Origin of the sequence: Sphingomonas sp. PAMC 26621, from assembly GCF_000251145.1 — a bacterium.
Classification (GTDB): domain Bacteria; phylum Pseudomonadota; class Alphaproteobacteria; order Sphingomonadales; family Sphingomonadaceae; genus Sphingomonas.
This window is the reverse complement of sequence record NZ_AIDW01000016.1, coordinates 99,158-123,163: the sequence shown is the minus strand read 5'-3', so window position 1 is coordinate 123,163 and position 24,006 is coordinate 99,158. Positions and strand designations below refer to the sequence as shown.

Annotated in this window: 21 protein-coding genes and 1 pseudogene; 10 read left to right on the top strand and 12 right to left on the bottom strand. The window is 64.3% G+C overall.

The annotated features are described in order from the left end of the window. Nucleotides 1-45 precede the first annotated feature (45 nt). The 3 genes from RI03_RS08845 to RI03_RS08835 are packed head-to-tail and all read left to right on the top strand — an operon-like array spanning nucleotide 46 to nucleotide 3,436. The gene (locus RI03_RS08845; RefSeq protein WP_051007260.1) at nucleotides 46-2,055 is read left to right on the top strand and encodes a TadE/TadG family type IV pilus assembly protein; all 2,010 of its coding nucleotides are present in this window, start codon (nucleotides 46-48) and stop codon (nucleotides 2,053-2,055) included. Then, the gene (locus tag RI03_RS08840) at nucleotides 2,052-2,675 is read left to right on the top strand and encodes a TadE/TadG family type IV pilus assembly protein (protein ID WP_010216736.1); all 624 of its coding nucleotides are present in this window, start codon (nucleotides 2,052-2,054) and stop codon (nucleotides 2,673-2,675) included. Before RI03_RS08845 ends, RI03_RS08840 begins: the two co-directional genes overlap by 4 nt. Next, a complete protein-coding gene (locus RI03_RS08835; protein ID WP_010216735.1) occupies nucleotides 2,672-3,436 on the top strand; it encodes a TadE/TadG family type IV pilus assembly protein in 765 nt (254 codons plus the stop codon). Before RI03_RS08840 ends, RI03_RS08835 begins: the two co-directional genes overlap by 4 nt. A gap of 24 nt (nucleotides 3,437-3,460) precedes the next feature. Here RI03_RS08835 and RI03_RS08830 read toward each other — a convergent pair whose 3' ends face one another. Together RI03_RS08830 and pdhA are read right to left on the bottom strand one after the other, a co-directional pair. Next, nucleotides 3,461-4,882: a pyruvate dehydrogenase complex E1 component subunit beta gene (locus RI03_RS08830; protein WP_010163614.1), complete on the bottom strand. Its 1,422-nt coding sequence runs from the start codon at nucleotides 4,880-4,882 to the stop codon at nucleotides 3,461-3,463. Beyond that, nucleotides 4,882-5,925: a pyruvate dehydrogenase (acetyl-transferring) E1 component subunit alpha gene (pdhA, locus tag RI03_RS08825; RefSeq protein WP_010216734.1), complete on the bottom strand. Its 1,044-nt coding sequence runs from the start codon at nucleotides 5,923-5,925 to the stop codon at nucleotides 4,882-4,884. Before pdhA ends, RI03_RS08830 begins: the two co-directional genes overlap by 1 nt. Nucleotides 5,926-6,089: 164 nt before the next feature. On the opposite strand from pdhA, the gene RI03_RS08820 reads away from it, so the two are divergent. The 3 genes and pseudogenes from RI03_RS08820 (at nucleotide 6,090) to RI03_RS08810 (ending at nucleotide 9,794) form a co-directional block, all read left to right on the top strand. Beyond that, nucleotides 6,090-7,376 (top strand): MFS transporter, encoded by a 1,287-nt coding sequence (locus RI03_RS08820; protein ID WP_010216733.1) that lies wholly within the window; start codon nucleotides 6,090-6,092, stop codon nucleotides 7,374-7,376. Further along, nucleotides 7,373-8,292: pseudogene (gene cysK / locus RI03_RS08815) on the top strand (cysteine synthase A). The gene RI03_RS08820 and the pseudogene cysK overlap by 4 nt, the downstream one beginning before the upstream one ends. 179 nt (nucleotides 8,293-8,471) lie before the next feature. Beyond that, nucleotides 8,472-9,794, top strand: coding sequence for a cell wall hydrolase (locus RI03_RS08810; protein WP_010216732.1), 1,323 nt, complete (start codon nucleotides 8,472-8,474; stop codon nucleotides 9,792-9,794). A 116-nt stretch (nucleotides 9,795-9,910) separates the two neighbouring features. Here the strand turns inward: RI03_RS08810 and RI03_RS08805 are convergent, their stop codons facing one another. The 6 genes from RI03_RS08805 to RI03_RS08780 form a co-directional block, all read right to left on the bottom strand. Beyond that, nucleotides 9,911-10,624: a class I SAM-dependent methyltransferase gene (locus RI03_RS08805; protein ID WP_010216731.1), complete on the bottom strand. Its 714-nt coding sequence runs from the start codon at nucleotides 10,622-10,624 to the stop codon at nucleotides 9,911-9,913. A gap of 134 nt (nucleotides 10,625-10,758) precedes the next feature. After that, nucleotides 10,759-13,101, bottom strand: coding sequence for a TonB-dependent receptor domain-containing protein (locus RI03_RS08800; protein WP_238542326.1), 2,343 nt, complete (start codon nucleotides 13,099-13,101; stop codon nucleotides 10,759-10,761). A gap of 7 nt (nucleotides 13,102-13,108) precedes the next feature. Continuing rightward, nucleotides 13,109-14,062 (bottom strand): FecR family protein, encoded by a 954-nt coding sequence (locus tag RI03_RS08795; protein WP_010216729.1) that lies wholly within the window; start codon nucleotides 14,060-14,062, stop codon nucleotides 13,109-13,111. Continuing rightward, entirely contained in the window at nucleotides 14,052-14,630 is a 579-nt protein-coding gene (locus RI03_RS08790) for an RNA polymerase sigma factor (RefSeq protein ID WP_010216728.1), read from the bottom strand. The genes RI03_RS08795 and RI03_RS08790 overlap by 11 nt, the downstream gene beginning before the upstream one ends. A 69-nt stretch (nucleotides 14,631-14,699) precedes the next feature. Next, nucleotides 14,700-15,491 (bottom strand): glycosyltransferase, encoded by a 792-nt coding sequence (locus RI03_RS08785; RefSeq protein ID WP_010216727.1) that lies wholly within the window; start codon nucleotides 15,489-15,491, stop codon nucleotides 14,700-14,702. A 334-nt stretch (nucleotides 15,492-15,825) separates the two neighbouring features. After that, on the bottom strand, nucleotides 15,826-16,284 hold the full coding sequence (locus tag RI03_RS08780) for a YaiI/YqxD family protein (RefSeq protein ID WP_010216725.1): 459 nt from the start codon (nucleotides 16,282-16,284) through the stop codon (nucleotides 15,826-15,828). A gap of 80 nt (nucleotides 16,285-16,364) precedes the next feature. On the opposite strand from RI03_RS08780, the gene RI03_RS08775 reads away from it, so the two are divergent. Beyond that, nucleotides 16,365-16,889 carry a gamma carbonic anhydrase family protein gene (locus RI03_RS08775; protein WP_010216723.1) on the top strand — a complete coding sequence of 175 codons (525 nt, stop codon included), beginning with the start codon at nucleotides 16,365-16,367 and terminating at the stop codon, nucleotides 16,887-16,889. An 87-nt stretch (nucleotides 16,890-16,976) separates the two neighbouring features. On the opposite strand, the gene RI03_RS22265 is transcribed toward RI03_RS08775, so the two are convergent. Further along, nucleotides 16,977-17,657: a class I SAM-dependent methyltransferase gene (locus RI03_RS22265; RefSeq protein ID WP_010216722.1), complete on the bottom strand. Its 681-nt coding sequence runs from the start codon at nucleotides 17,655-17,657 to the stop codon at nucleotides 16,977-16,979. A gap of 334 nt (nucleotides 17,658-17,991) precedes the next feature. Between RI03_RS22265 and RI03_RS08765 the strand changes: the two genes are divergently transcribed. Continuing rightward, nucleotides 17,992-18,978, top strand: coding sequence for a class I SAM-dependent methyltransferase (locus RI03_RS08765; RefSeq protein WP_138995636.1), 987 nt, complete (start codon nucleotides 17,992-17,994; stop codon nucleotides 18,976-18,978). A 119-nt stretch (nucleotides 18,979-19,097) separates the two neighbouring features. Here RI03_RS08765 and RI03_RS08760 read toward each other — a convergent pair whose 3' ends face one another. After that, nucleotides 19,098-21,689, bottom strand: coding sequence for a M1 family metallopeptidase (locus RI03_RS08760; RefSeq protein ID WP_026046573.1), 2,592 nt, complete (start codon nucleotides 21,687-21,689; stop codon nucleotides 19,098-19,100). A 109-nt stretch (nucleotides 21,690-21,798) separates the two neighbouring features. On the opposite strand from RI03_RS08760, the gene RI03_RS08755 reads away from it, so the two are divergent. Then, the gene (locus RI03_RS08755) at nucleotides 21,799-22,758 is read left to right on the top strand and encodes an NAD(P)H-dependent flavin oxidoreductase (RefSeq protein ID WP_010163598.1); all 960 of its coding nucleotides are present in this window, start codon (nucleotides 21,799-21,801) and stop codon (nucleotides 22,756-22,758) included. A gap of 109 nt (nucleotides 22,759-22,867) precedes the next feature. On the opposite strand, the gene RI03_RS08750 is transcribed toward RI03_RS08755, so the two are convergent. Both RI03_RS08750 and RI03_RS08745 read right to left on the bottom strand, forming a co-directional pair. Next, nucleotides 22,868-23,341, bottom strand: coding sequence for a DUF1465 family protein (locus tag RI03_RS08750; protein ID WP_010163596.1), 474 nt, complete (start codon nucleotides 23,339-23,341; stop codon nucleotides 22,868-22,870). Nucleotides 23,342-23,432: 91 nt separating this feature from the next. After that, nucleotides 23,433-23,630 (bottom strand): YdcH family protein, encoded by a 198-nt coding sequence (locus RI03_RS08745; RefSeq protein WP_010163594.1) that lies wholly within the window; start codon nucleotides 23,628-23,630, stop codon nucleotides 23,433-23,435. Nucleotides 23,631-23,806: 176 nt separating this feature from the next. Between RI03_RS08745 and RI03_RS22660 the strand changes: the two genes are divergently transcribed. Beyond that, the gene (locus tag RI03_RS22660) at nucleotides 23,807-23,965 is read left to right on the top strand and encodes a YdcH family protein (protein ID WP_010163592.1); all 159 of its coding nucleotides are present in this window, start codon (nucleotides 23,807-23,809) and stop codon (nucleotides 23,963-23,965) included. Nucleotides 23,966-24,006: the final 41 nt, after the last annotated feature.

Below are 24,006 nucleotides of genomic sequence, written 5' to 3'. Positions count from 1 at the left end.
TCGCACCCCGAGACGCGTGTTTTTCTTGCAGGGGATATTGGCGGCATGACGGGGCAGGCACCCAGGACGGAGGTAGCGGCACGCGGCCTGATGGTCACGCTCGCGCACGATGCGAGCGGCAACACGCTCGCCATGATGGCGATGTTCCTGATCCCGCTGACGGGTCTGGTCGGATCTACGGTCGACATGGGGCGCATCTATGTCGCCAAGACCCGGCTCCAGCAAGCCTGCGACGCGGGCGCGCTCGCCGGGCGCAAGACGATGGCCTATACCAACAACACCGCGCTCGACGACCCTGCCGTGGCGCAGGCAAATGCGTTCTTCGCGAACAATTTCAACAAGGACGATCCTACCAAGATCCCGGCCGTAACCGGCTACATGGGCACCACCAAGGTTGCGTTCACGCCGACCAAGACCACCGACAATCAGGTCGCCGCCACCGCCACCGCGACCGTACCGATGACCGTCTCGAAGATCATCGGGACCAAGGACGTCACCCTCACCGTAACGTGCGAGGCGCGTTTCGACGTCGCCGATACCGACGTGATGTTCGTGCTCGATACCACCGGGTCGATGGCGTGCCTCGCCTCGCAGACCGCGGGCTGCAGCCCGACGATCAAGAGCTATACGCGGCCCGACGGTACGACGGGGTATTACGCCCAGGAGGTCAGCGGCTCGAAGCTGTCGGGCGTGCGCACGGCGGTGCTCAACTTCTACGACACCGTCGCGGCGAGCAAGGATGACACGACCCACATCCGCTACGGCTTCGTGACCTATACCTCGACGGTCAACGCCGGCTATGCGGTGACTCAGGTCTCGCCGGTCGATCCGACCGTTACCGACATCACCAACTATCCCCTGTATATGGTGAGGAACTGGAGCTACGACACGCGCCGCCTGAAGGGCGATATGACTGACGGAACGTCCTCGAACGTTTCGAAACCCAACATGACGTCTGCGGCCTGCACAGCGCTCGTCCGCGATCCTGTGACTGGATACGCGACCGACGGTACCGCAACCGCCTATACCTACCAGTCCTGGACGCAGACGAGCACGTCGGGAAGCCCAGCTCTCGGCACGTGCAAGCTCTCCGCGCAGCCGGTCAAGCCCGCGTGGATCTACGATTATTCGCAGCTCGACGTCGGCAATTACGTAATGGGCAACAGCGTCGACGATCCCTCCAAGATCACCGCAGCGACCAGCAGGTGGCAAGGCTGCCTTGAGGAACGCGACACGACAACGGGAGCGACGAGTTTCGACCAGACCAAACTACCGCCCGATCTCGACCCCGATTTGATCCCCAACGGCTCCACCGCGACAAAATGGCGTCCGATGTGGCCGGATGTGATCTATTATCGTGGGACGGCGACGTCGCTGGACTCGAGCGTTCTGGACAATGGCAACAACAAGAACTGGGCAGGTACCAACAGCACCAATCCGCGCGGCGACAGCAACAGCACGACGCAAACGGGTGTTTGGACCGCACTCAACCTCTATCAGAACATCTCGTCCGGCTATGTCTCGTGCGGCAAGCCGGTCCAGCGGCTCGATACGCTGACCCGCGCGCAGGTCAGCGCCTATGTCAACGCGAGCGATTTCGTGCCGCAGGGTGGTACGTATCACGACACCGGGATGATCTGGGGCACGCGGATGATTTCGCCCCTTGGGATCTTCAAGAACGATACCTCGACATGGCCCGGTCGCAACGCGCCCAACCGCTACATCGTCTTCATGACCGACGGCGACATGGCGCCGAACGCCAACATCTACGGGCTTTACGGGATCGAGGCGTATCGCAAGCGCGTCGCCAACGGCAATCAGGGAAACCTGACGACCTACACCAATTATCACAACCAGCGTTTCCTCGCCGAATGTGCGGCGGCAAAGGCCCGCAACATCAAGGTGTTCGTGGTCGGCTTCGGGCAGCAGCTGACCAACGAACTGACCACCTGCGCATCCGACGGGCAGGCCTATTACGCCAGTGACAACAAGTCGCTCGACACCGCCTTCCAGAAGATCGCCAAGCAGGTGGCGATGCTCCGTGTGACGAAGTGAGCCGGGCTTCGCTCCGCCGCGACATTCGCGGCGGGACCCTGCTCGAATTCACCTTCGTCGCGCCGGTCATGGTCGTGCTGATGATGGCGCTCTGCGACCTGCTGTACGGCACCTATGCGCGCGCGATCTTGAACGGCGCCGTCCAGAAGGCTGCGCGCGACAGTACGCTGCAAGGTGCCTCGGTCAACGACCTCGATCAGAAGGTGATGACCGTGATGGGCGGTCTGATCGGAGCGACCACGCAATCCTGCGCGACCGATCCGGCGGCCGGCACATGGTGCGCGACGCGAGTGAGCTATTCGAGCTTTACGCAAACCGGTCCCGAGCCGTTCTCCGACAACAATAATGACGGCATTCGCCAGCCGACCGAATGTTATTCCGACGTCAACGGCAACACGAAATGGGACGCCACGCCCGACCCCGGTGCCAGCGGCCAGGGCGGTGCAAGCGATGTGACGGTCTACACCATGCGGGTAACCTACCCGCGTCTCCTGCCCGTGGCGGGGTTGCTCGGATGGTCACCCAACCAGACAATTACGGGTAGCACGACCTTGAAAAACCAGCCTTACCAGTCCCAGTCCTCGCCTGCGACCGCGCCCGCGGTGTTGTGCACGCCATGATCCGCGCATCGACCTTCGCCAGGCTTCGCGGCGATACCAGCGGTCTCGCGTTGCTCGAATTCGCGCTATCGATGCCGATCGTGCTCGCGCTCGGGCTTTATGGCGTCGAGATTTCCAATCTTGCGCTGACCAACCTGAAACTCAGCCAGATCGCGCTGGCGCTGGCGGACAACGCGTCGCGCGTCGGGGTGGATAACGGCCTGTCCCAGCAGGATCTGCGCGAGTATGACGTCAACGACGTGCTGCAGGCGGCAAAGCTGCAGGGCACCGATTTGAAACTTACCGCGAATGGTCGGATCACGCTGTCCAGCCTCGAGGAGTCGAACGGCGTCCAGCGGATCCACTGGCAGCGCTGTCTCGGTCTCAAGACCGGCACCGGCTTCGATTCGACCTATGGGCGCACCACTATCAAGAACAACGCGCCATCGACCGCGGACGATTCCGCTGCCAGCTATGATCCCACCGCCGGCGTCAACACCGCTTCCTCGGGCAGCCCCGACAATTCCGCCAGCCACCCCGGCAGCGTGATCACCGGCGGGATGGGCGACGTTGGCAGCAAGGTTTCTGCGCCGACCGACTCCGGGGTAATGTTCGTCGAGATCAACTACAATTACCAGCCGGTCACCGGCACCTGGCTGATCGGCGCAAAAAAGCTGCACTCGATCGCGACCTTCATCGTTCGCGACAAACGCAACTTCACGCAGGTGACGAACCCGGCACCGACCGCCAAACGCAATACCTGCGACCTCTACACCGCGTGACGCCCCGAAGGGCGTACCGGGGCCTCAGCCCCGGTACGTCACCTTCTTAACCGCAGCGACGATCTTGTCGCTCGTCACCAGCATCAGCTTCTCGAGGTTCGCCGCATAGGGCATCGGCACGTCTTCGTTGGTGACGCGCAGCACCGGCGCGTCGAGGTCGTCGAAGCCCTGCTCCATGCAGACCGCCTGGATTTCCGACGCGATCGAGCAGGTCGCCCAATTCTCCTCGGCGATGACCAGCCGATTGGTCTTCTTGAGGCTCGCGAGCACCGTCTCGGTATCGAGCGGGCGCAGCGTGCGCAGGTCGATCACCTCGGCGTCGATCCCCTCTTCCGCCAGCTTTTCCGCAGCTTCGAGCGCAAGCCCGACGCCGATCGAATAGCTGACGATCGTGACGTCCTTGCCCTCGCGCATGATCCGCGCCTTGCCGATCGGCAGGACGTAATCGTCGAGCTTGGGGACTTCGAACGTGCGGCCGTAGAGCAGCTCGTTCTCGAGGAACACGACAGGATCCTCGGTGCGGATCGCGGCCTTGAGCAGGCCCTTGGCATCCGCCGCATCATAGGGCGCGATCACGATCAGGCCCGGAACGCTGGCGTACCATGCCGCGAAGTTGTGCGAATGCTGCGCACCGACGCGCGACGCCGCGCCGTTCGGACCGCGGAACACGATCGGGCAGCGCATCTGGCCACCCGACATGTAGTTGGTCTTCGCGGCCGAGTTGATGATGTGATCGATCGCCTGCAACGCGAAGTTGAAGGTCATGAACTCGACGATCGGACGAAGCCCGCCCATCGCCGCGCCTGCACCGATCCCGGCAAAGCCATATTCGGTGATCGGCGTATCGATCACGCGCTTGTCGCCGAACTCGGCGAGCAGGCCCTGCGTGACCTTATACGCGCCCTGATATTGCGCGACTTCCTCGCCCATCACGAAGATGCGCTCGTCCGCGCGCATTTCCTCGGCCATCGCGTCGCGCAGCGCTTCGCGTAGCGTAATCTTGACCATCTCGGTCCCTTCGGGGATCGCGGGGTCGCTGACCTTTGCCTTCTGCTCGGCGGCGGCGTGAAGCTGCTGCGTGCCGCTCTCGGCGGCCATCGGCACGTTGCTCTCGGGGGCTGGCGGCGCCTTGTCGGCGGGCTGCGCTTCCTTGGGCTGCGCGTTGGCGGAATCGCCCGCACGCTCGCCGGACGACGGCTCTTCGCCCTCGGCGTCGAGCGTCGCGATGACGGTGCCGACCTTCACGTTATCGGTGCCCTCGGCGACGAGAATCTTGCCGATCGTGCCTTCGTCGACGGCTTCGAATTCCATCGTCGCCTTGTCGGTCTCGATCTCGGCCATGATGTCGCCCGACTTGACGACGTCGCCTTCCTTGACCAGCCACTTGGCGAGCGTGCCTTCCTCCATGGTGGGGGAAAGCGCGGGCATCTTGATCTCAATCGGCATCAGTATTTTTCCACCAGAACGTCGGTATAGAGCTCGGCCGCATCGGGCTCGGGCGTCTGTTCAGCGAAATCCGCCGCTTCGTTGACGATCTTGCGGATCTCCTGCTCGACCCCCTTGAGATCGCCCTCGGTCACGCCCTGCTCCTCGAGCAGCTTCTTGACGTGCTCGATCGGGTCGGACTTGTCGCGCACCGCCTGGACTTCCTCGCGGCTGCGATATTTCGCGGGATCGGACATCGAGTGACCGCGATAGCGATAGGTCTTCATCTCGAGGATGATCGGACCCTTCCCCGCGCGAACCCAGGCGAGCGCCTCTTCGGCCGCGCCACGGCATGCCAGCACGTCCATGCCATCGACCTGAATGCCCGGGATGCGGAAGCTCTCGCCGCGGCGATAGAGCTGGTCCTCGGCCGATGCGCGATTGACGCTCGTGCCCATCGCATATTGGTTGTTTTCGATGACGTAGATGACCGGCAGCTTCCACAGCTCGGCCATGTTGAAGCTCTCGTAGACCTGACCCTGGTTGGCAGCACCATCGCCGAAATAGGCGAGGCAAACGCCGCCGTCGCCCTTGTACTTGTGGCTGAAGCCGAGCCCGGTGCCGAGCGAGACCTGCGCGCCGACGATGCCGTGCCCGCCGTAGAACTTATGTTCCACCGAGAACATGTGCATCGAGCCGCCCTTGCCCTTGGAGATGCCGGCGGCACGCCCCGTAAGCTCGGCCATCACGTCCTGCGGCGGGATGCCGCAGAGCAGCATGTGGCCGTGGTCGCGATAGCCGGTGATGACGCTGTCGACCGGGGTCAGCGCGGATTGCAGACCGACTGCGACCGCTTCCTGGCCGATGTAGAGATGGCAGAAGCCGCCGATCAGGCCGAGGCCATAGAGCTGGCCCGCCTTTTCCTCGAAGCGGCGGATCAGCAACATCTGCTTGTAGAATTCGATCAGCTCGTCCTTCGAAGCCGCGTACGGCGTCGGTTCATCGGGACGTTCGCGGTTGGGAACCGGCGGTTCAGCTTTACGAAGGGCGGGGGCTTTGGCCACGGACGATCAACCTCGTATCCTGGGGAATGTCGCGAGCCTATAGGCCCGTTGTTGCGCGCATATCAATGTCCCGCGTCAAATCCCTAGCGTCGCCGGGACGAACAGAAGTTTCCACGGGCCAAGCAAGACGGTGATTGCGGCGCGCGCGCGGCTCGGCCTAAGGCATGACGCGATGCAGACGCACCGCATCCCTTCCGCATCCCAATTTCCGCGCCTATTGGGCGTCGCGCCTGTCGGGCACGGTCGCGATCACCGCGATGGCATTGATCGTCGGCTGGCAGGTCTATGGCCTGGCGCGCGCGACCATGGGGATTCGCGAGGCGGCGTTCCTGCTCGGGATGATCGGCGCGGCGCAGTTCGTGCCGCTATTCCTGCTGACCCCGGTGGTCGGCCTCGTCGCCGATTCGGTCGACCGGCGCTGTATCGTGCGGGTGACGACGCTGGTGATGCTGCTCACCGCCGGCACACTCGGCGTGCTGACCGCGACGCACACGCTCACCCTCCCCGCGCTGTTCACCGCCGCTGTCGTGTTCGGGATCGTCCGCGCCTTCTCCGGCCCGGCCTATTCCGCGCTCGCCCCCAACCTAGTGCCCCGCGAAAGCCTGCCAACTGCGATCGCGGTGAGCTCGATCGCATGGCAGGTGGGGTCGATCGCGGGGCCGAGCCTCGGCGGGCTTCTGTTCGCGGTCCACCCGGACTTTGCGTATGGCGTCGTCGTAAGCCTGTTGTCGGTCGCGCTGGTCGCGATGTTCCTGATCGGCCCGGTCCCGCAGCCGCCGTCGCAACCCGACCAGCACCCGCTCACCCGGATCGCGCAGGGCTTCGCGTATGTCCGGCACAACCGGTTGGTGCTGGCAACGATCACGCTCGACCTGTTCGCGGTGCTGCTCGCGGGGTCCACCGCTTTGCTCCCGGTGTTCGCGCGAGACATCCTGCATGTCGGCCCGCAGGGGCTTGGCATCCTCGCCGCGAGCATGGGCGCTGGCGCGACCGTCACCGCCTTGTTCTTCTCGGTCCGGCCGATGAAGACCAACGTCGGGGTCAAGATGCTGATCGCGGTGATGGTGTTCGGCGCGGCGATCCTCGTCTTCGGCCTGTCGCGCAACCTGTGGCTCAGCGCCGCGGCGCTCGCGGTCGCTGGCTGCGGCGACATGGTCTCGGTCTATGTCCGCCAGTCGCTGATCCAGCTCCACACCCCCGATGCGATGCGCGGCCGCGTCAGCGCGGTCTCGCAGCTCACGATTTCCGCCTCGAACGAGCTCGGTGAAGCCGAGAGCGGGCTGCTCGCTTCGCTGCTCGGCCCGGTCGGCGCGGTAATGTTCGGCGGGATCGGCGCGATCGTCGTTACGATTCTGTGGGTCCGCCTGTTCCCCGAGCTCAGGCTTGCGAAGACCTTCGACCAGCCCGACATAGCTTTAACCAAGACCCCAGCAGGAGTTGCGCAATCATGAAGGCGAACACCATCCTGGATACGATCGGCAATACGCCGCACGTCCGTATCCAGAAGCTCTTCCCCGGCGCCGAAGTCTGGATCAAGTCGGAACGCTCCAACCCCGGCGGGTCGATCAAGGATCGCATCGCGCTCGCGATGATCGAGGCGGCGGAACGCGACGGGCATCTCCAGCCCGGCGGGACGATCATCGAGCCAACCAGCGGCAACACCGGCGTCGGCCTCGCGATGGTCGCCGCGGTCAAGGGCTACAAGCTCGTGCTCGTCATGCCCGAGAGCATGTCGCTCGAACGCCGCCGCCTGATGCTCGCCTACGGCGCGACCTTCGACCTGACCCCGCGCGAAAAGGGCATGAAGGGCGCGATCGAACGCGCGCTCGAACTGGTCGAGCAGACGCCCAATTCCTGGATGCCGCAGCAGTTCGAGAACGCCGCCAACATCGACGTCCACGTCCGCACCACGCGATCGAGATCCTCAACGATTTCCGCGATTCGCCGATCGACGTGATCATCACCGGGGTCGGCACCGGCGGTCACATCACCGGCGTCGCCGAGGCGCTCAAGAAGGAATGGCCCAACCTCAAGGTCTATGCGGTCGAGCCTGAAGCTTCGCCGGTCATCTCGGGCGGCGCGCCGGGTCCGCACCCGATCCAGGGGATCGGCGCCGGGTTCGTTCCGGCCAACCTCCACACCCAGTCGATCGACGGCGCGATCAAGGTCGATGCCGCGGTCGCCAAGGACATGGCGCGCCGTTCGGCTGCCGAGGAAGGCATGCTCGTCGGGATCAGCTCGGGCGCGACGCTTGCGGCAATCCTGCAGAAGCTCCCTGACCTGCCCGACAACGTCCGCGTGCTCGGGTTCAACTATGATACCGGCGAGCGGTATCTGTCGGTCCCGGACTTCCTGCCCGAGAGCTGATCCGTTTCGAGACGCCTGCCGGATCGGTATCCGGCGGGCGTTTCGCTTGTTCGCAAAAATGCGCTAAGGGCCGCGGCCAATCCCGGTCAGGAGCCCTGCGTGCCCGTTTCCCCGTCCCCTTTCGTCGGTCGCTGATCGCCGTGCCGCCTTCCCCGAAACCGACGCTGACCCTCCGGCTCGTGCTGGTCGCCATCGCCGCGCTCGCGATCCTGCTTCCGCTGTTGCTCGTGCGCACGGCGCCCCCGCCCGTTCGTCACCACCACAAGGTCCGCCCGGTGCCGCAACGTGTCGTTCCGCAGGCCGAGCTCCCCCCGGTCGAGCCCGTTGCGTTCCAGGACCTCGATCCGCAGGATGCGCGCGACTATAATGCCGACGTTCCTTTCGTCTACGGCCCCAATCCCGCTGCGCGCCCGTTCAAGCTCGCTGGCGATGCGAACGAGCGCGCGCGCGCGACGGACTGTATGGCGGCGGCGGTGCTCTACGAAGCAGGCGACGATCCGGTCGGCCAGCGCGCGGTCGCGCAGGTCGTGATCAACCGCGTCCGCCATCCGGCTTTCCCCAAGACGATCTGCGGCGTGGTGTTCCAGGGATCCGAACGCAGCACCGGGTGCCAGTTCACCTTCACCTGCGACGGTGCCCTCACCCGCAATCGCTGGAGCGAGGCGCAATGGGGGCGCGCTCGGACGGTCGCGGCGTCGGCGCTTAGCGGGTCGGTCGCTCGCAAGGTCGGCTATGCCACGCATTATCACACCGACTGGGTGGTGCCGTACTGGCAATCCAGCCTCGACAAGATCGCTTCGGTCGGCACGCATTTGTTTTTCCGCTGGACCGGCTGGTGGGGCACGCCCGCCGCCTTCAACCGCCAGGTGTCGAGCGCAGAACCGATCATCGCCGCGCTCGCGCCCTATTCCGAGGCGCATCGCGGCGCGGAGGGGTTCCCGATCGCGCAAGGCGCGCTGTACGACACCGCTGCCGCGGAATCCCCGCTCCCGCCCGCGTTGGCGGGGGATGGCAACAGCTTCCTTCTCACGCTCGACCCCGACACCATGTCGCCGGACGGCTTCGCGCAATTCGCCGCGCGGATCTGCGCAGACCGCTCCTATTGCAAGGTAATGGGCTGGATCGATCCGGCGATGACGCCGGCATCGCTCCCGCTGCAACCCGCGCAGGTGGCCGCGATGGCGTTCAGCTATCTGCGCGACAAACCGCGCGGCTATGACAAGGCGCTGTGGAATTGCCGCGAGTTCCGGCGTCCGGTGGCATCACAGTGCATGAAGGCGCAGACCTTCCTCACCACCGCCCGACTGGCGGCGGAAAGCCTGAAGATCGACGAGGAGCCCAGCCCGTCCGCCGCGCTGCCACCGCATGTCCCGCTGCTTTCCGACGGACTGACGGGCGTGCGGCGAAAGGGGGATGCACCTGTCATCGATGGCCCGGCGGGTGCCAAGCCACCGCTCGCGGTTCCCGCGCTCAGGACGTCGCCGGCAGCCGACAGGCGCTAACGCTACTAGCCGGCAGCGGACCCGATCGTTTCCGGCACCGACGGAAAACCGCACCCGCCCGTTCTTCGACCTGCGCCAAGCCACCGTAATCCGGCGATCCCCGAAGATCGTTCGGTTCAAACCCGGCCGTAAAGGGTGATGGTGTGGCACCCGCCGTGGTTCGAATGGTTGAAGTAATTGTGGGCGCACCCCGCCGCTATCGCAGACATGAGGATCCGGCTGACGTCATAGTCGTACATCAGCATCGTTCCTTCGGCGACGGCTTCGAGCGACATATGGGTCAGGGTCTCCCCGTCCCATCTCCCGCGACGAAAATACGGCGTGATACGCTCGAGATACTCGCGGTCCTTGAAGATCGGGAAGTGGAGCGTGAAGACACCGCCCGGGTTCAGCCGCGCCATGAGGTCGTCGATCAGGACGTACCCGCGCACCGGGGGGATATGTTGCAACACCATCGAGGAATGAACCCAGTCGACTTTGGCGGCGGGTATCTCCCGAACGTATTCGATGTTGGGAAGACGGTCCTTGCGCGCTTCGATCAGCATGCCTTCAGCCACGTCGACGCCGAAAACCCTGTCACATCGTTTCGCCATCGCGCGCGTCAGGCGACCGACACCACAGCCGAAGTCCAGCGCCGTATGCGGTTTGAAATCCCCCAGATGATGCTGGATCGTGGCGGTCAGGTGCGCGTAATCGGCCTCCCCGGTATCCCAGAAATCCTGCAAGGCCTGCCCGTCGATGTTTTTCCGCAGGAACCGATCATGCGTCAGGACGCCGTAATATGGCTCCTCCTGACCGATCCGTTCCCAATCCGCGTCCGTATCCCGCATTGCCCACCCCTTCGAGCGCGTCAGTTTGTCATGACGCCAGGACTGTGGGCGTTAGCATGCGCCCGGGAATCCGACCTGCGGGTTCCCGCAGGTGCAGGCCAGGACTCGCGTGATTCGAGCGCCGGGCCTCCCGCTCACCAGGCGATCGACGCCCCGATCCGCAGGCTTCGCGGCCGAAGCGGCGTGGCCTGCGCCTTGGTCGAGAGCATCAACGGATTGCCAAGCGCAAACTGGTTGGCGCGTGCGTTAAGGAGGTTGTCGCCCGATGCAACGAAGTCGACGTTGCGCCAACGCCATCCCGCATGCGCCGCAAGCACCGCATATTGCCCCTGGCTGATCTCAAGATAATCGCCGGTCCCCAACACCGAGCGCCCGACATAGCGCGCCTGGATGCCAACGTCGAACAGCGACCCGGCGCGATGCAGCCATTGATAGGACAGGCCCGCGTTGCCCGCGAACGGCGGGGTCTCGGGCAACCGCCGGTTGCTGCTCTTCGCCAGTTGCGCGAGGGCACCGTCGACGAGGTTGTAGGTGTAGAGGAAGGCGAAGGTCGCGTGCAGCCCGCGGACCGGCACCCAATCGCCGAGCGCCTCCAGTGCGGTGATGTCGGCATTGCCGATATTGGCGGTATAGGGCTGGCCGCGTCGATTGTAGAGGTCCGCCTGGATATCGCGCCAGCGCGCATAGGAAACCGCGCCGGAGAGTTCGAGACCGATTTCGCCCTGATGCTGCCGTCGGACCCCTGCCTCGCCGACGATGATCGAGTCCGAACGGTAATCTGCAACCCGTCCGATGCCGCTTGCCACCGCCAGCCCCCCGGTCCGATACCCCGACTGGACCTTGGCGAAAAGCGCGGTGCGCGGTGCGACTAGCCACGACGCGGCAAGGGTCGGATCGATCCGCCGCGTCGCCCGCCCCTTGATGAAACTGTTGTTGCGCGGTCGCACGGACGGCTCGCCGTCGGTGCGGGCTGCGGTGAGGCGGGCGCCTGCCGTCAGCGAAAAGGCAGGTGTGACCGGCCACGTCGCCTCGCCGAACGCCGAGACGCTTTCGGTGCGGTTGGTCACGCCGATGATCGTCGCGGTCTGCCCGGGCGGGCCGAGCGCCCGCGACTGGACGTCATTGTCGTTGAGGTACGCGACCCCGAGCAGCCAGCCGACGCGGGTCGTCGCCGGACGGACCAGCCGCGTTTCCTGGACGAACAGGCGGTCGATCTGGGCATTGCGATAGAGCACTGCCCCGACGCTGCCGAGCGCACGGCTGGCGTCGAACGTGTCGTCGGTCTGCCGGTCGACAAAGCCGGTGGCCGAGACCAGATCGAGCCCGCTGTCCCAGCTTTTCCGAACGACGCTGCGCACCAGCTTGATCGTGCTGTGATACGGCTGCGCATAGAGCGACTGGCGCTGGAGCGACCGCGCGTCCGCCGGGCTTCTGGGTTCGGTATATTGCGCATCCGCCGAATCGATGCGCTGCCCGAGCGCCCCGAGTTCGACGCTCCAGCCGTCGCCGGGATCGAATGCCACCGCCACCCGGCCGCCGACCGTATCGGTACGGTTGATCGCGGTCAGCTTGCGCGCGGGATCGTCGATATAGCCGCCCGCCTGCTGTCGATACGCCACTATCCGGGCGCCTGCCTGATCGCGAACCAGGGGCAAATTGGCCATGCCCGCAATGTCGAAACCGGGTGCGCCATCCTGTGTCAGCGTGACCCCGCCGGTCATCGCGGCGCTGCTGCGCTGGAACGAAACCGGGTTCGGCGTCAGCCGGATGATCCCGCCGATCGCGCCTGCGCCGTACAGCGTGCCCTGCGGCCCTTCGAGCACTTCGACGCTGTGCATGTCGTACAGGTTGAGGCTCGGTTCCGGGCCGGCGAAACCCAGCGGAACTTCGTCGAAATACTGGCTGGCGGTCGATTGGGTCGCGCCGTTGAAGCTGCTGTCCGCGATCCCGCGGATGAAGATCTTGTTTCGGCCGACGCCAAGCTCGGTGTTCTGCAGCACCGGAGTCGCGCGGGCCAATGTGTCCATGTCGATCGGCCGCGTCGCGCGGGATGCGGGCGCAAAACCACTCAGCATGATCGCGCTGCCGGGGAAGCGCAGCAGCGAGGACCGTTGCTTGCTCGCGGTCACCACGATGTCCGCCCCATCGCCGGGGATGGCGACTGCCTTTGGAGGTGGAGCGACGACGCGACGCGGGGCGCGGACGATTCGGAATCCGTGCGAACCAATCGGGACCGCGCGATAGCCGGTGTCCTTGAGCAACCGGCGAAGCGCCGTTTCAGCCGTCATCCGGCCGCGCAGCGGGCGACCCGCGACCGCGGGCAGCCCTGGTTCGGTACTGACGATATCGGTCCCGGTCTGCTCGGCGAGCGAGGTCAGTGCCCGGTCGAGGGGGACCGCTCGTATGCTGATCGTATTGGGTGCGGCGGCAACGGCCGTGGCAGACAGTAGCCACAGCGTGGCCAAACCCCGAAACATGCTGCCTTTATCGAGCCGAAATGGCCCACCGCTTCCCATCGTGCCGCCAATCCGCCCCGACCAGTGCGGCCAGATGCGGCACGTCCTGGGCGGGCTTCCCCGTCAGGTGAACCATGCCGGTGAACGCCTGCTGCGACAAGACCGGTTCGATCGACACCTCTGCCGCGTCGATCCGCCGCAAGGCATTGACGATACGCCCGAACGGTTCCCCCGCAAAAGCGATGTTGCCGGTTCGCCAGCCGCCGACGTGCGCGGGATCGACTTTGGATACCGCAACATGCCCGGTATCATCGCGCGCGGTCACCGCCGAGCCGGCGCGCAACGTCAGCTTGTCGCGCTTGGGCTGGAACAGTACCGCGCCTTCGCCGACCTGCACGTCAAGGCGGTAGCCTTCCCGTTCGGCGTTGAAGACGGTGCCCATGTCCTCGACCGCGAGATCGCCCGAGCGGAGCACGAACGGGTGATCCGCATCGTGCCGCACGTGGAAGGTCGCCTCGCCCGCGGCCAGCCGCGCGGTACGCGGATCAGACCGGTCGAGTTCGATCCGGGTCGCGCCGTTGAGTTCGATCCGCGTTCCGTCCGCCAGGGCGATCGCGCGCCGTTCGCCCGCCTTGGTCGCGACGACGTACGGCGCGGCAGCCGTATTGGGGAGCGACGGCAGCACCAAAAGCGAGAAGCTCGCCGCGAGCGCAAGTGCGCCCGCGCCAACACCCCAGCGCAACATTTTGCGCGCACGATTGCGCTCGACCGGCGGCACGCTTTCCGCGGCATCCACGGGAAACACTTCCGGATGATCGGCGATGAGGCTGGCGTCGAGCGTCAGCGTGTCGAACGCCCTGGCATGCGCCGGGTCCGCTTCCAGCCACGTCACGAACGCGCGCCATGCGGCATCGTCCATGTCATGCTGGCGCAACGACCACTCGATCGCCTGTTCGGTAATGGTCGAGGCGTCAACGGCCACCGTGCGTATCCCCTTCGCCTGACAGACGATGCCGCTCGCTGGAATCCGCCTCGTCGTTCGCACGATATACGGATATTTGCTGCATAGCGCGGCGCAGCAGCTTTTCGACGCCGCTCACCGTCATGCCAAGATGGACCGCAATGTCTTTCTGCGGCTGTTCCTCGACGCGGTACAGCCGGAGCGCGGTGCGCATCCGATCCGGCATGCCCGCAAGCGCCTTTTCGATCTGCTGAAGCCGTTCACGTGCGAGCAGCCCGCGTTCGGCGTCGGGCTGTTCGTCGGCAGCGGGCTGGACATCGTGCCACGCGGTTTCGCGCGCCCCCGAGCGTGCCGCGGAAATCCGTCGGTCCGCCGCAAGGTTCGACGCCATCCGGTACAGATAGGCCGCCGGTTGCGCGATCGGCGCGCGCACCTCTTGCTGGTCGAGCTTCAGCCAGATATCCTGCAGCGCATCCTCGGCATCGTCGCGACTGGACAACCGGGCGACCAGCAGGCGCAGCAACATCGGGCGTTCCTGAAGGAACACCGCCTTGAGCCCGGTCTCGGTCACGAGCGTGGCGAATCGCACTGCATCGCCGTCAGCTAAAGCCGCGTTTCCGGTCCATCGCAAGGGGGAGATGCTGGGCAACCGGACCGGTCAGGCGGCCAGCCGTGCCTCTGGCTGGATGATGCCGACCGACTGGAATTCCCGCTCGCGGATCCGGTCGCTGGTCAGCTTGCGCTGCTGCAACCGTCGCGCCAGGAAGCCGTAAAAGAACCAGTCGCGTGCCGGGGTCGGCGTGAGGTGATAGGCAAGCCGTTCGACCAGCGTCCAGCGGATCGACTCCCGGTCGCGTTCACGCGGCGACGGCGCACACCAGAAGGCATCTCCATACGCAATCGGTCCGTGCTTGCCGACGCGGTGCAGGATCTCGTGATCCTCGAGCACATAGCCCCAGCGACGGGCATCGAACTGTCCGGCGCGGCGTAGCGCGGTGGTACGGAACACCTGCCCCGCGCCGCCGGTATGACACTGGTCGGGCAGCAGCGCCGCCGAGCGCATCATCCGCCGTGCGGCCCTGGCGTGATCCGCCGCGCCTGCCCCGGGCGCAACGAAATACGCACCCGCGGCAACCGCGCCCCGATCGAGCAGCCGCGCTGCCTGCCGCAGGTAATCGCTCGGATACAGCGTATCCGCGTCGCAGGTGGCGACATAGCAGGTGCGAACGAGGTCGACCCCGGCGGCCAGCGCGTTGACCTTCCCCGGTTTCGACTCGACCAGCAGCGTATGGGCAAGGCCCAGTCGCGCGCATGTGGCCGCAGCGACCGCGCCGCTGCCGTCGGTCGATCCGTTGTCGATCAGGATCAATTCGAACCGCATGTCCTGTGCGGCGAGGCTCTCGATCGTCGGGCCGATCATGTCGCGTTCGTTGAAGAACGGGACAAGCACGGTCCAACTGCACGGAATGACCGTCGTTGAAAGCGGCTCCCATGGACGATCCCAGGAGCGAAAATCCGGCGATTCAAGATACATGTGGCGGTTCCGTGGAGGCGGTGTGCGACGGTTGGGAGAAGACGCGGGGCCGAGCCTATCGCGTCATTGATCCGGCGATGGTCGAAACGGGGCGTTAGGTCGGCATCGGTGCGGCAAGTCTCCTTGCAGACACGACGATGCTGCCCGGGCAAAACCGCACAGGTATTTTTACGATTCAGGAACTATTTCGCACGCCGAGCGTGTCGTTCGCGAGGGACCGGCCGCCTTGCCGGGGCCCGTGCCTGCACGGTCAGCGGCGCGCCAGCCGCCCCAGCAGTTCGTCCAGCGCCGACAGGAAGCGCGAGCGATCGGTCTTGGCGAAGGGTGGCGGCCCCCCGACCGCGTCCCCGCCGGCCCGCGAATCCGCCATGATCGCGCGCACGGCGATCGCATTGCCGATCGAGGCGGTGGTGAACGGCTTGCCGTTTGGCGCCAGCACGCTAGCCCCGGCCTTGAGGCACCGGTCGGCGAGCAGGATATCCCCGGTGACGACGACGCTTGCGGTGCCGGCGCGCTCGGCGATCCAGTCATCCGCCTCGTCGAACCCCGCCCCCACCACGATCCGTGCGAGCAAGGGATGAATCGGGATCCGGATCGGGCTGTTACTGACGATCGTCACCGCGACCGCGCGGCGGAGCGCGACCTTGTAGATCTCGTCCTTCACCGGGCATGCATCGGCATCGACATAGATGTGCAGCGGCAGGCTCATTTGCGGATCCGTAGCGAAACCGTCGCCGACATGCCATGCCGCGGACGCGACAAGAGCGTAGCGACAAGAAAGGATCTGCGATGCCGCTGTACGAAATCGACGGAAAGGCCCCGGAGCTCGGCGAGGCGAGCTGGGTCGCGCCCAGTGCCGAGCTGATCGGCGAGGTGGTGCTGGGGCCTGACGTGGGCGTCTGGTTCGGCGCGGTGATCCGCGCGGACAATACCCCGATCACGATCGGTGCGCGCAGCAACATTCAGGAGGGCGCGATGGGGCACAGCGACCCGGGCGCGCCGCTCACCGTCGGGGAAGATTGCACGATCGGGCATCATGCGATCCTCCACGGCTGCACGATCGGTGACCGCGTGCTCGTCGGCATGGGCGCGACGATCCTCAACCATGCGGTGATCGGCGCAGATTCCCTGGTCGGCGCGGGGGCTCTCGTCACCGAGGGCAAGGTCTTCCCGCCCGGCAGCCTGATCGTCGGCAGCCCAGCCCGCGCGGTGCGCGAGTTGGACGATGCGGCAAAGGCGGGACTGCTGTTGTCGGCGCGGCATTATGTCGCAAATGCGCGGAAATATGCGGCGGGGTTGAAGCGGGTTGACTAGCGGCCGCCGCGGCGGACGACGCGATCCATGCCTTGCAATTTTGGGCGGTAGCAATCCGAACGGTCGCTACCGCCGAGACCCGATGCCTCACTGCTTCGCAAGATGCGGAAGGATTGCCGCCAGAGGCGTAAAGTTGAACGCGGCCTTGCCCATCACCGCATCTATATAGCCCAGCCGGCTGATCGTCTCGATCCGGGCAGGATTGGACGAGACGTGCCGCGGCTTTTTCCAAAGTACCGTTTGCCCATGATTCTCTTCGACGGTCGCGTAAGAGAAACTGCCCAAAAAGTCCTGAATGAAGAAGATCAGCCGATAGACGTCACCCATCCACGATCCGTCGGGATTGTTGGTGGCAGTCCAGAATTGCCGGGTCAGGTCAAGATCTGGGATGGACGCCGCATACCCCGACGGCATTACGTCATCGACGACGATCGTCCCACCCTCCGCCAAGACATAGCTGGCGTTCAACAAATCGCGTAAAGTCTGCTCGAACGTGTGTAGTCCGTCGATAAAAACGACGTCGAACTTCGGTGCTGTCAGAGCGCGATCGGCGAAAAACGCGTCGCTCGCTGTCTCATGATATTCGCAACGAACCGAGTCTGCCGAAGCACGAGCAGCGGCGAGATCGAAGGCAAATCGGACATCGACGGCGACTTTGAGATTAGCCCTCAGGGCGTCAAAAGTAACCCCTTGGTCTACTCCAATTTCAAGATATGTAGGGTCTTTATAAAGGTCAAGAATAAACTGAATAACGGTCGAACGTTCCATCGTGAACCAGCCCCTCTTACGTCAGCGGTAATATGCTAGCACGAGCAAGATCCAGATATACGTATTTTCAAGAGGTGGCGCAGAATTTTCAGGCAACGAACGCCGCGTTATTCCCGCGATCGCCATCGATCCGATTGGCGTCAGATCGTTCGCCCCCAGCCTTCGCTAATCGGACCAAACTAAAATAGAACCTGTTTCGACAGGACAACATGAATTGATACATTTTGCTTTGCAGTGGGTAAGGTTACTGTTTGATGACGTATTACTATTGTGTCGACTCGATATAGATTTACCGTATAAGTCAGAAGCCGGAGATCATTTTAGGGGTTTATAGGTGGATCGCAAACAGGCGCTCAGACGCTTGGTTCAAAACCAAGGACTTGGCTTGGAAATTGGTCCAAGCCATGCCCCTGTTTTTGCGAGGGCCGATGGGTTCGACGTGGAGACCCTTGACCATGCAGATGCGGACACCTTGCGGCAGAAATACGCTTTGATGGGTGTCGACACTTCGGAGATTGAGGATGTAACCTATGTTTCCGATGGTCGGCCGTTACACGAAATCATAACGCGTCGAGGCGAGTATGACTATATTTTCTCCTCGCACGTCATAGAACATGTCACTGACATCGTGTCCTATTTTCAAAGTTGTGAGCTTTTGCTCAAACCAACAGGTATTGCCGCATTGGCGATACCCGACAAACGATATACTTTCGATTTTATGCAGCCTTACAGCACGACCGGACAGGCGCTAGAGGCACACCACCTCTTGTCGGGTCGGCATTCGCCAGCGGCGGTATTCGATTTCAACGTGAATACCTGCGTTCTTGGGCAGAGCGGCGTATGGACGAAGTTCGATCAGGGGGCGTTCAGTTTCGTAAATACGCCTCAGATCGCTAAAACGCAGTTCGATCAATCCATCACGCCGAATTGTCCATATCAAGACGTTCACGGCTGGTATTTCACCCCGAACAGCTTCCGCCTCTTGATGCATGACCTCAAGGAAATCGGACTGACCGACCTTCGTGAAATTTACATGATGGAGCACGGTAGCTTGGAGTTCCACGTCGCGTATTCGCGGGATCATGCCGGCAATGGACTGACCCGACTAGAAATTCAAAGCAACGTCATCGCCGAACAGGTCTTGGCGGGTTTGCAAGCGCTAGCGCCCAATAGTCCCAAATTCGCTAACTTGTTCCAACAGTCGATGGCCTACGGCACCGACCCTTCGCAAGACGCCGAACCCGTTCTGCCCGAACCGGCACATGTGACGGCGCCGAAAGCGCGATCGCTGCTCCGTAAAGTGCTTAGCCAGGTATTCTGACAAGATGCTCGTTCATGCTGTGCATTGCACGAACGGGCATCTAGTATTTCGATCACCAACTTGTCTATTTGCACGACAAGCAGTAACCACAGCGACCGATTAGCGACATCAAACCGCGGTCAGCCCCCGCTTCGCCCCCAGGCGGCGACGTCACCGCTGATCCGCGCGTCGACCATCCGCCGCGCCGCCATCGTCGAGACCGTCCGGTCCGCCGCGCCGCGTGCCTCAGCCGGCAGATTGGCGGTCGCGAAGGCCTTGATCTTGCCCGGCATCGCCGGATCGTCCGACCCTGCGCCCAGACCTGCCACGAAGCCCGCGCGCGTGCTCGTCTCGACCAGCGTGTTGACCAGCGCGAGATGAGCGACCGCAAAATCGAACGCCATGTCGGGATGCTCGTTCGCGACCGTGCGCAGCAGGCTTGCCTTCTGCGGCGCGGTGAAACGGTCGGTCGTGAGCAGATCGAGCGCGCGCCGTGCGAGCGCATCGTCCTTCACCACGCCCAGCAGGCGGACGTAGCTATTCTTGGTCACCGGGTTCTTTTCCGCAAGCGTCAGGGCGAGGAGCGCATCCCAGTCCGCTGCACTCCCGTTCTGCGCGAACGCGCCAAGGATCGGGGCACGGATCGGTGCCGGGATCGCATCGGGGTTTTTCTGCAACGCCGCGAACAGCGTCCGCGACCGTGCGAGCACTGCAGGATCCCCGAGATCGCCCAGGACAGAGATCAGCGTCTCGCGCAGCGTTGCGGTGAGCGCGCCTTCGCCGGGGGAAGCGGCGAAGCCGACCCGCGCCATCGCGGGCTGGATCGTCCGGATGATCTTCGCCGAGACCGCATCGCGCGCCGCACCCTTGGGGACACGCCCGCCAAGATCCGAGAGCTGCCCCGCGACGGTCTGCCACAGCAAGGGGTTCGCATCGGTGCCGAGCGCGCCGACATCCGCGAAATACCGGTCGAGCCCCTGGTTGCCGCCCTTCGCCAGCGCGAAGTCATCGCCGAGCGTCCCGAGCTGGTCGGTCAAGGCGAGCCGCCCGAAATCGCGAACGATCGCGGCATGCGCGGGCGCCGTGTAGACGGTGCGGGTGTAGCTGCCCTTGCCGCGGTTGAGCACCACGGTTCCGCAGCCGGGCATGGTCACCGGTTGCACCCCCGCGCCGCGCACCGTCGCGCGGACGTCGGCCTGCCCGATCACGCCCAGCGTCATCGGCACCCGCCACGTCTGCGTCTGCTTGGCGGACGTGTCATAAGCGAACCGTCCCTGCGTCAGGCTGACCTGCGTCTGGCCGCCAACGCACCGCACGTCCGTCATCGTCACCAGCGGGACGCCCGGCTGCAGCGTGAAATCATGCGCGATCGGCGCGACCGGGGTGTTCGCCGCGGTCGACAGTTCGCTCCACAGCTGGTCCGTGACGGTGTTGCCGTACTTATACTTGGCCATGTAGCCACGGATCCCGGCGCGGAACGTGTCCGCCCCGAGCGTCGACTCGAGCATGCCGATCACCGCCTGCCCCTTCATGTAGGTGATCCCGTCGAACGCCTGACCGATCTGATCGACCGTCTCGACATGACGGATGATCGGATGCGTGCCTACGGTCGAATCGACCTGCAGCGCGCCCTCGCGGTCCTGCGCGACCGCCGTCGCATCGGCGTGCCATTCGGGGTTGAGGTCGATGCTCGACTTGTTCTCCATCCACGAAGCGAACCCCTCGTTGAGCCACAGGTCGTCCCACCAGTTCATCGTCACGAGATCGCCGAACCACTGGTGCGCCATTTCATGCGCGACGACCGTGAAGATTCGCTGCTTGCCGCTCTGCGTAGCGCGCTTGGCGTCGTAGAGGAGCTCGGGCTCGAAATAGAAAATCGCGCCCCAATTCTCCATCGCGCCGAAGAACTGGCTCGAGCCCGGCCCCGCGATCATGTCGAGCTTGGGGAGCGGGTACGGCTGGCCGAAATAATTGTTGTAATAGGTCAGCAGCCGCTTCGCCTGCGCCAGCGAGTAGTCGCCCTGGTCGACCACGCCGCGCCGTGTAATTATTCCGATCTCGGTCTTGCCCGCCATCACCGTCTTGCGCTCGACGTCGCCCATGCCGAGGAACATCAGATAGCTCGACATCTTGGGCGTCTCGGCAAAGCGGTACAGCTTGCTGCCGTCCGCCTGCCTGGTCACGCTGGTCGCGGGCATGTTGGAAAAGGCGGTCTGGTCACCGGGCGCAACCGTGCTGATCGTGAAGCGCGCCTTGTATGCCGGCTCGTCCCACAGCGGCGCGAAGCGGCGGGCGTCGGGCGCCTCGAACTGCGTGACGAGCATCCGCGCGGCGGATCCGTCCTTGTTGGTATAGTCGATCGCGAACAGCCCGGCGGCCGAGGTGTTGATCGTCCCCGTCCAGGCGAAAGCGAGCGCGTGCTTGCCCGCCGAGACCGCGGTTCCCGGGGTCAGCACGAGCTGCTGCTTGGCGGTGTCGAGTCGGAAGGTCACCGGCTTGCCGTCGAGCGTTGCGCGCGAGATCTTGAGGTCGGCGGCGTTGAGTACGATCGTCCGGCTTGCCTTGGCCACTTCGATCGCGACGGTTTCCTCACCCGAGAAGGTCATCGCCTTCGCATCGGGGCGGACCATGATGTCGTAGCTGAGCGGTGTGACACCGCCGGGCAACTGCCCCACGGCGAACGCCGGAGTCGCGACGGCGGACAACAAGGCAGCGACAAGAGAAAGCTTCACGCGCGAGACTCCGGAATGACATATTTGCGAGCCGTGCCTTAACCCTTTCAGTTACCTCTGCAACTATAGGCTTGCTGGACAGGCGTTTCGGTTGCGCTATGAAACGCATATGAGCATTCCTCCGCTGTTCGATCGCCTCCGGCTTCCCATCATCGGATCGCCGCTGTTCATCATCTCGGGGCCGGAGCTGGTCATCGCGCAGTGCAAGGCGGGGATCGTCGGATCCTTCCCGGCGCTCAACGCACGACCGCAGGCCTTGCTCGACGAATGGCTGCATCGGATCACCGAGGAACTGGCGGCGCACAATCGCGATCATCCGGAGCGTCCTGCAGCCCCCTTCGCGGTCAACCAGATCGTCCACCGCTCGAACGAGCGGCTCGAGGCGGATCTTGCGACCTGTGCGAAGTGGCAGGTGCCGATCGTCATCACCTCACTCGGCGCGCGCGAGGATCTCAACACCGCGGTCCACAGCTGGGGCGGGATTACGCTCCACGACGTGATCGATGACCGTTTCGCGCACAAGGCGATCGAAAAGGGCGCGGACGGGCTGATCGCGGTGGCGGCGGGTGCCGGCGGCCACGCCGGGCGGCTATCGCCCTTCGCGATCATCCAGGAAATCCGGCAATGGTTCGACGGGCCGCTCGCGCTCTCGGGCTCGATCGCGACCGGCGACGCGGTCCTTGCCGCGCAGGCAATGGGGGCGGACTTCGGCTATATCGGCTCGCCGTTCATCGCGAGCGCGGAAGCCAATGCAGACGCGGACTACAAGCAAGGGATCGTCGAGGGGAAGGCCTCGGACATCATCTACTCCAACCTGTTCACCGGGGTTCACGGCAACTACCTGCGCGGCTCGATCGAGCGCGCGGGGATGGACCCGGACAACCTGCCCGAGGGCGATCTCAAGACAATGGATTTCGGGACGGGCAACGGCGCGAAGCCGAAAGCGTGGAAAGACATCTGGGGTTCGGGCCAGGGGATCGGCGTGATCGACCGGGTCGAACCCGTGGCGGCGATGGTCGACCGGTTCGAAGCGCAATATCGCGCTGCGCGCGCGCGGCTGGCGCTCTAAGGCAACCGAACGCGCATATCGCGTGAATCTCCGGATCCTGCCCGTCGATCACCGGCAGCGACGGGACAGGAGCCGGACGGGGTCGCTGCAGACCGCCTGCGGCAGTCGATCAGAACGCCCCTGCCAGCCGCCCCTGCAGGAAATGCACCGGGCTTGGCAGGACCATCGGAGCCTCCGCCTGCGCCGCATCGAGCCGCGCGACTCGCTCATGCAAATCGCAACTCGCCGCGATCAGCCGGCCTGCGGCGAGCGGCATCGCAGCGAGCGCCGCCGGGTGGCTCGCCGGCGCGGACCCGAGCCGTCGCGACGGGTCGAGCGCCTCGCGTGGCTCCATTTCGCCGGAGTCGACCGCGCGCTGCGTCAGCAACCATGCGATCACGTGCATCAGTCGCGTCGTCACCTTGAGCGATTCGCAACTGAAGGAGACCCGCGCCATCGGGTCGAGCGAGTCGCGATCCGCTCGGCCACCTTCATCGAAATAGCTCCGCGCCTCGTCAGCCAGGATCATTGCGTCGAGGTAGAGCGTATCGATCACGCGGCGATGCATCCGCGAATCATACAGGGGGCGCTTCATCCAATTCATTTCCCACAAATGCGCGGCGCACGGTACGGTTTCGAGCGGTAGGGCCGGCCAGTGCCAAGTGTCACAGAATGGGACAGTCGGAGTGATCGACTCAGGCAATGATATCCGGGACGAGCTGATCCTCGAGCAACGCGATCTCGTCGCGCAGCCGCAGCTTCCGCTTCTTCAGCCGCGCCAACTGCAACTGGTCTCCCCCGCCGCCATCGACGAGCGCGGCGATTGCCGAGTCGAGGTCACGATGTTCGACGCGCAACACTTCGAGGCGCTTTGCGATCAGGTTGTCGTCCATCGGATCCCCATATGCTGAACCGACCCTAGCAAATCGCGACATGCCGGTCCGGGGAAAAGCGATCGGTCGCGCAAATCGGGGGACATATCCCATCCGTACGATTCCAGAGGAGACAATTACGGGATCGCGTGGTTTATTGAGTTCCCCAAGCAGCACATGAAGGAGGTACGCAGACTATGCAGACCGCACATCATTCGGCTCTCGCCGCCAAGCATGCAGTCCTCGACCGGCAGATCGCGGCGGAAACGCAGCGCCCCCTGCCCGACGCGACGACGATCGCCGCGCTGAAGAAGCAGAAGCTGTTGATCAAAGAAGAACTGACGCAAATTCAGTAGATTCGTCAGGTCCGGGCGTCTCGGCGTCCGGACCGCGCGTT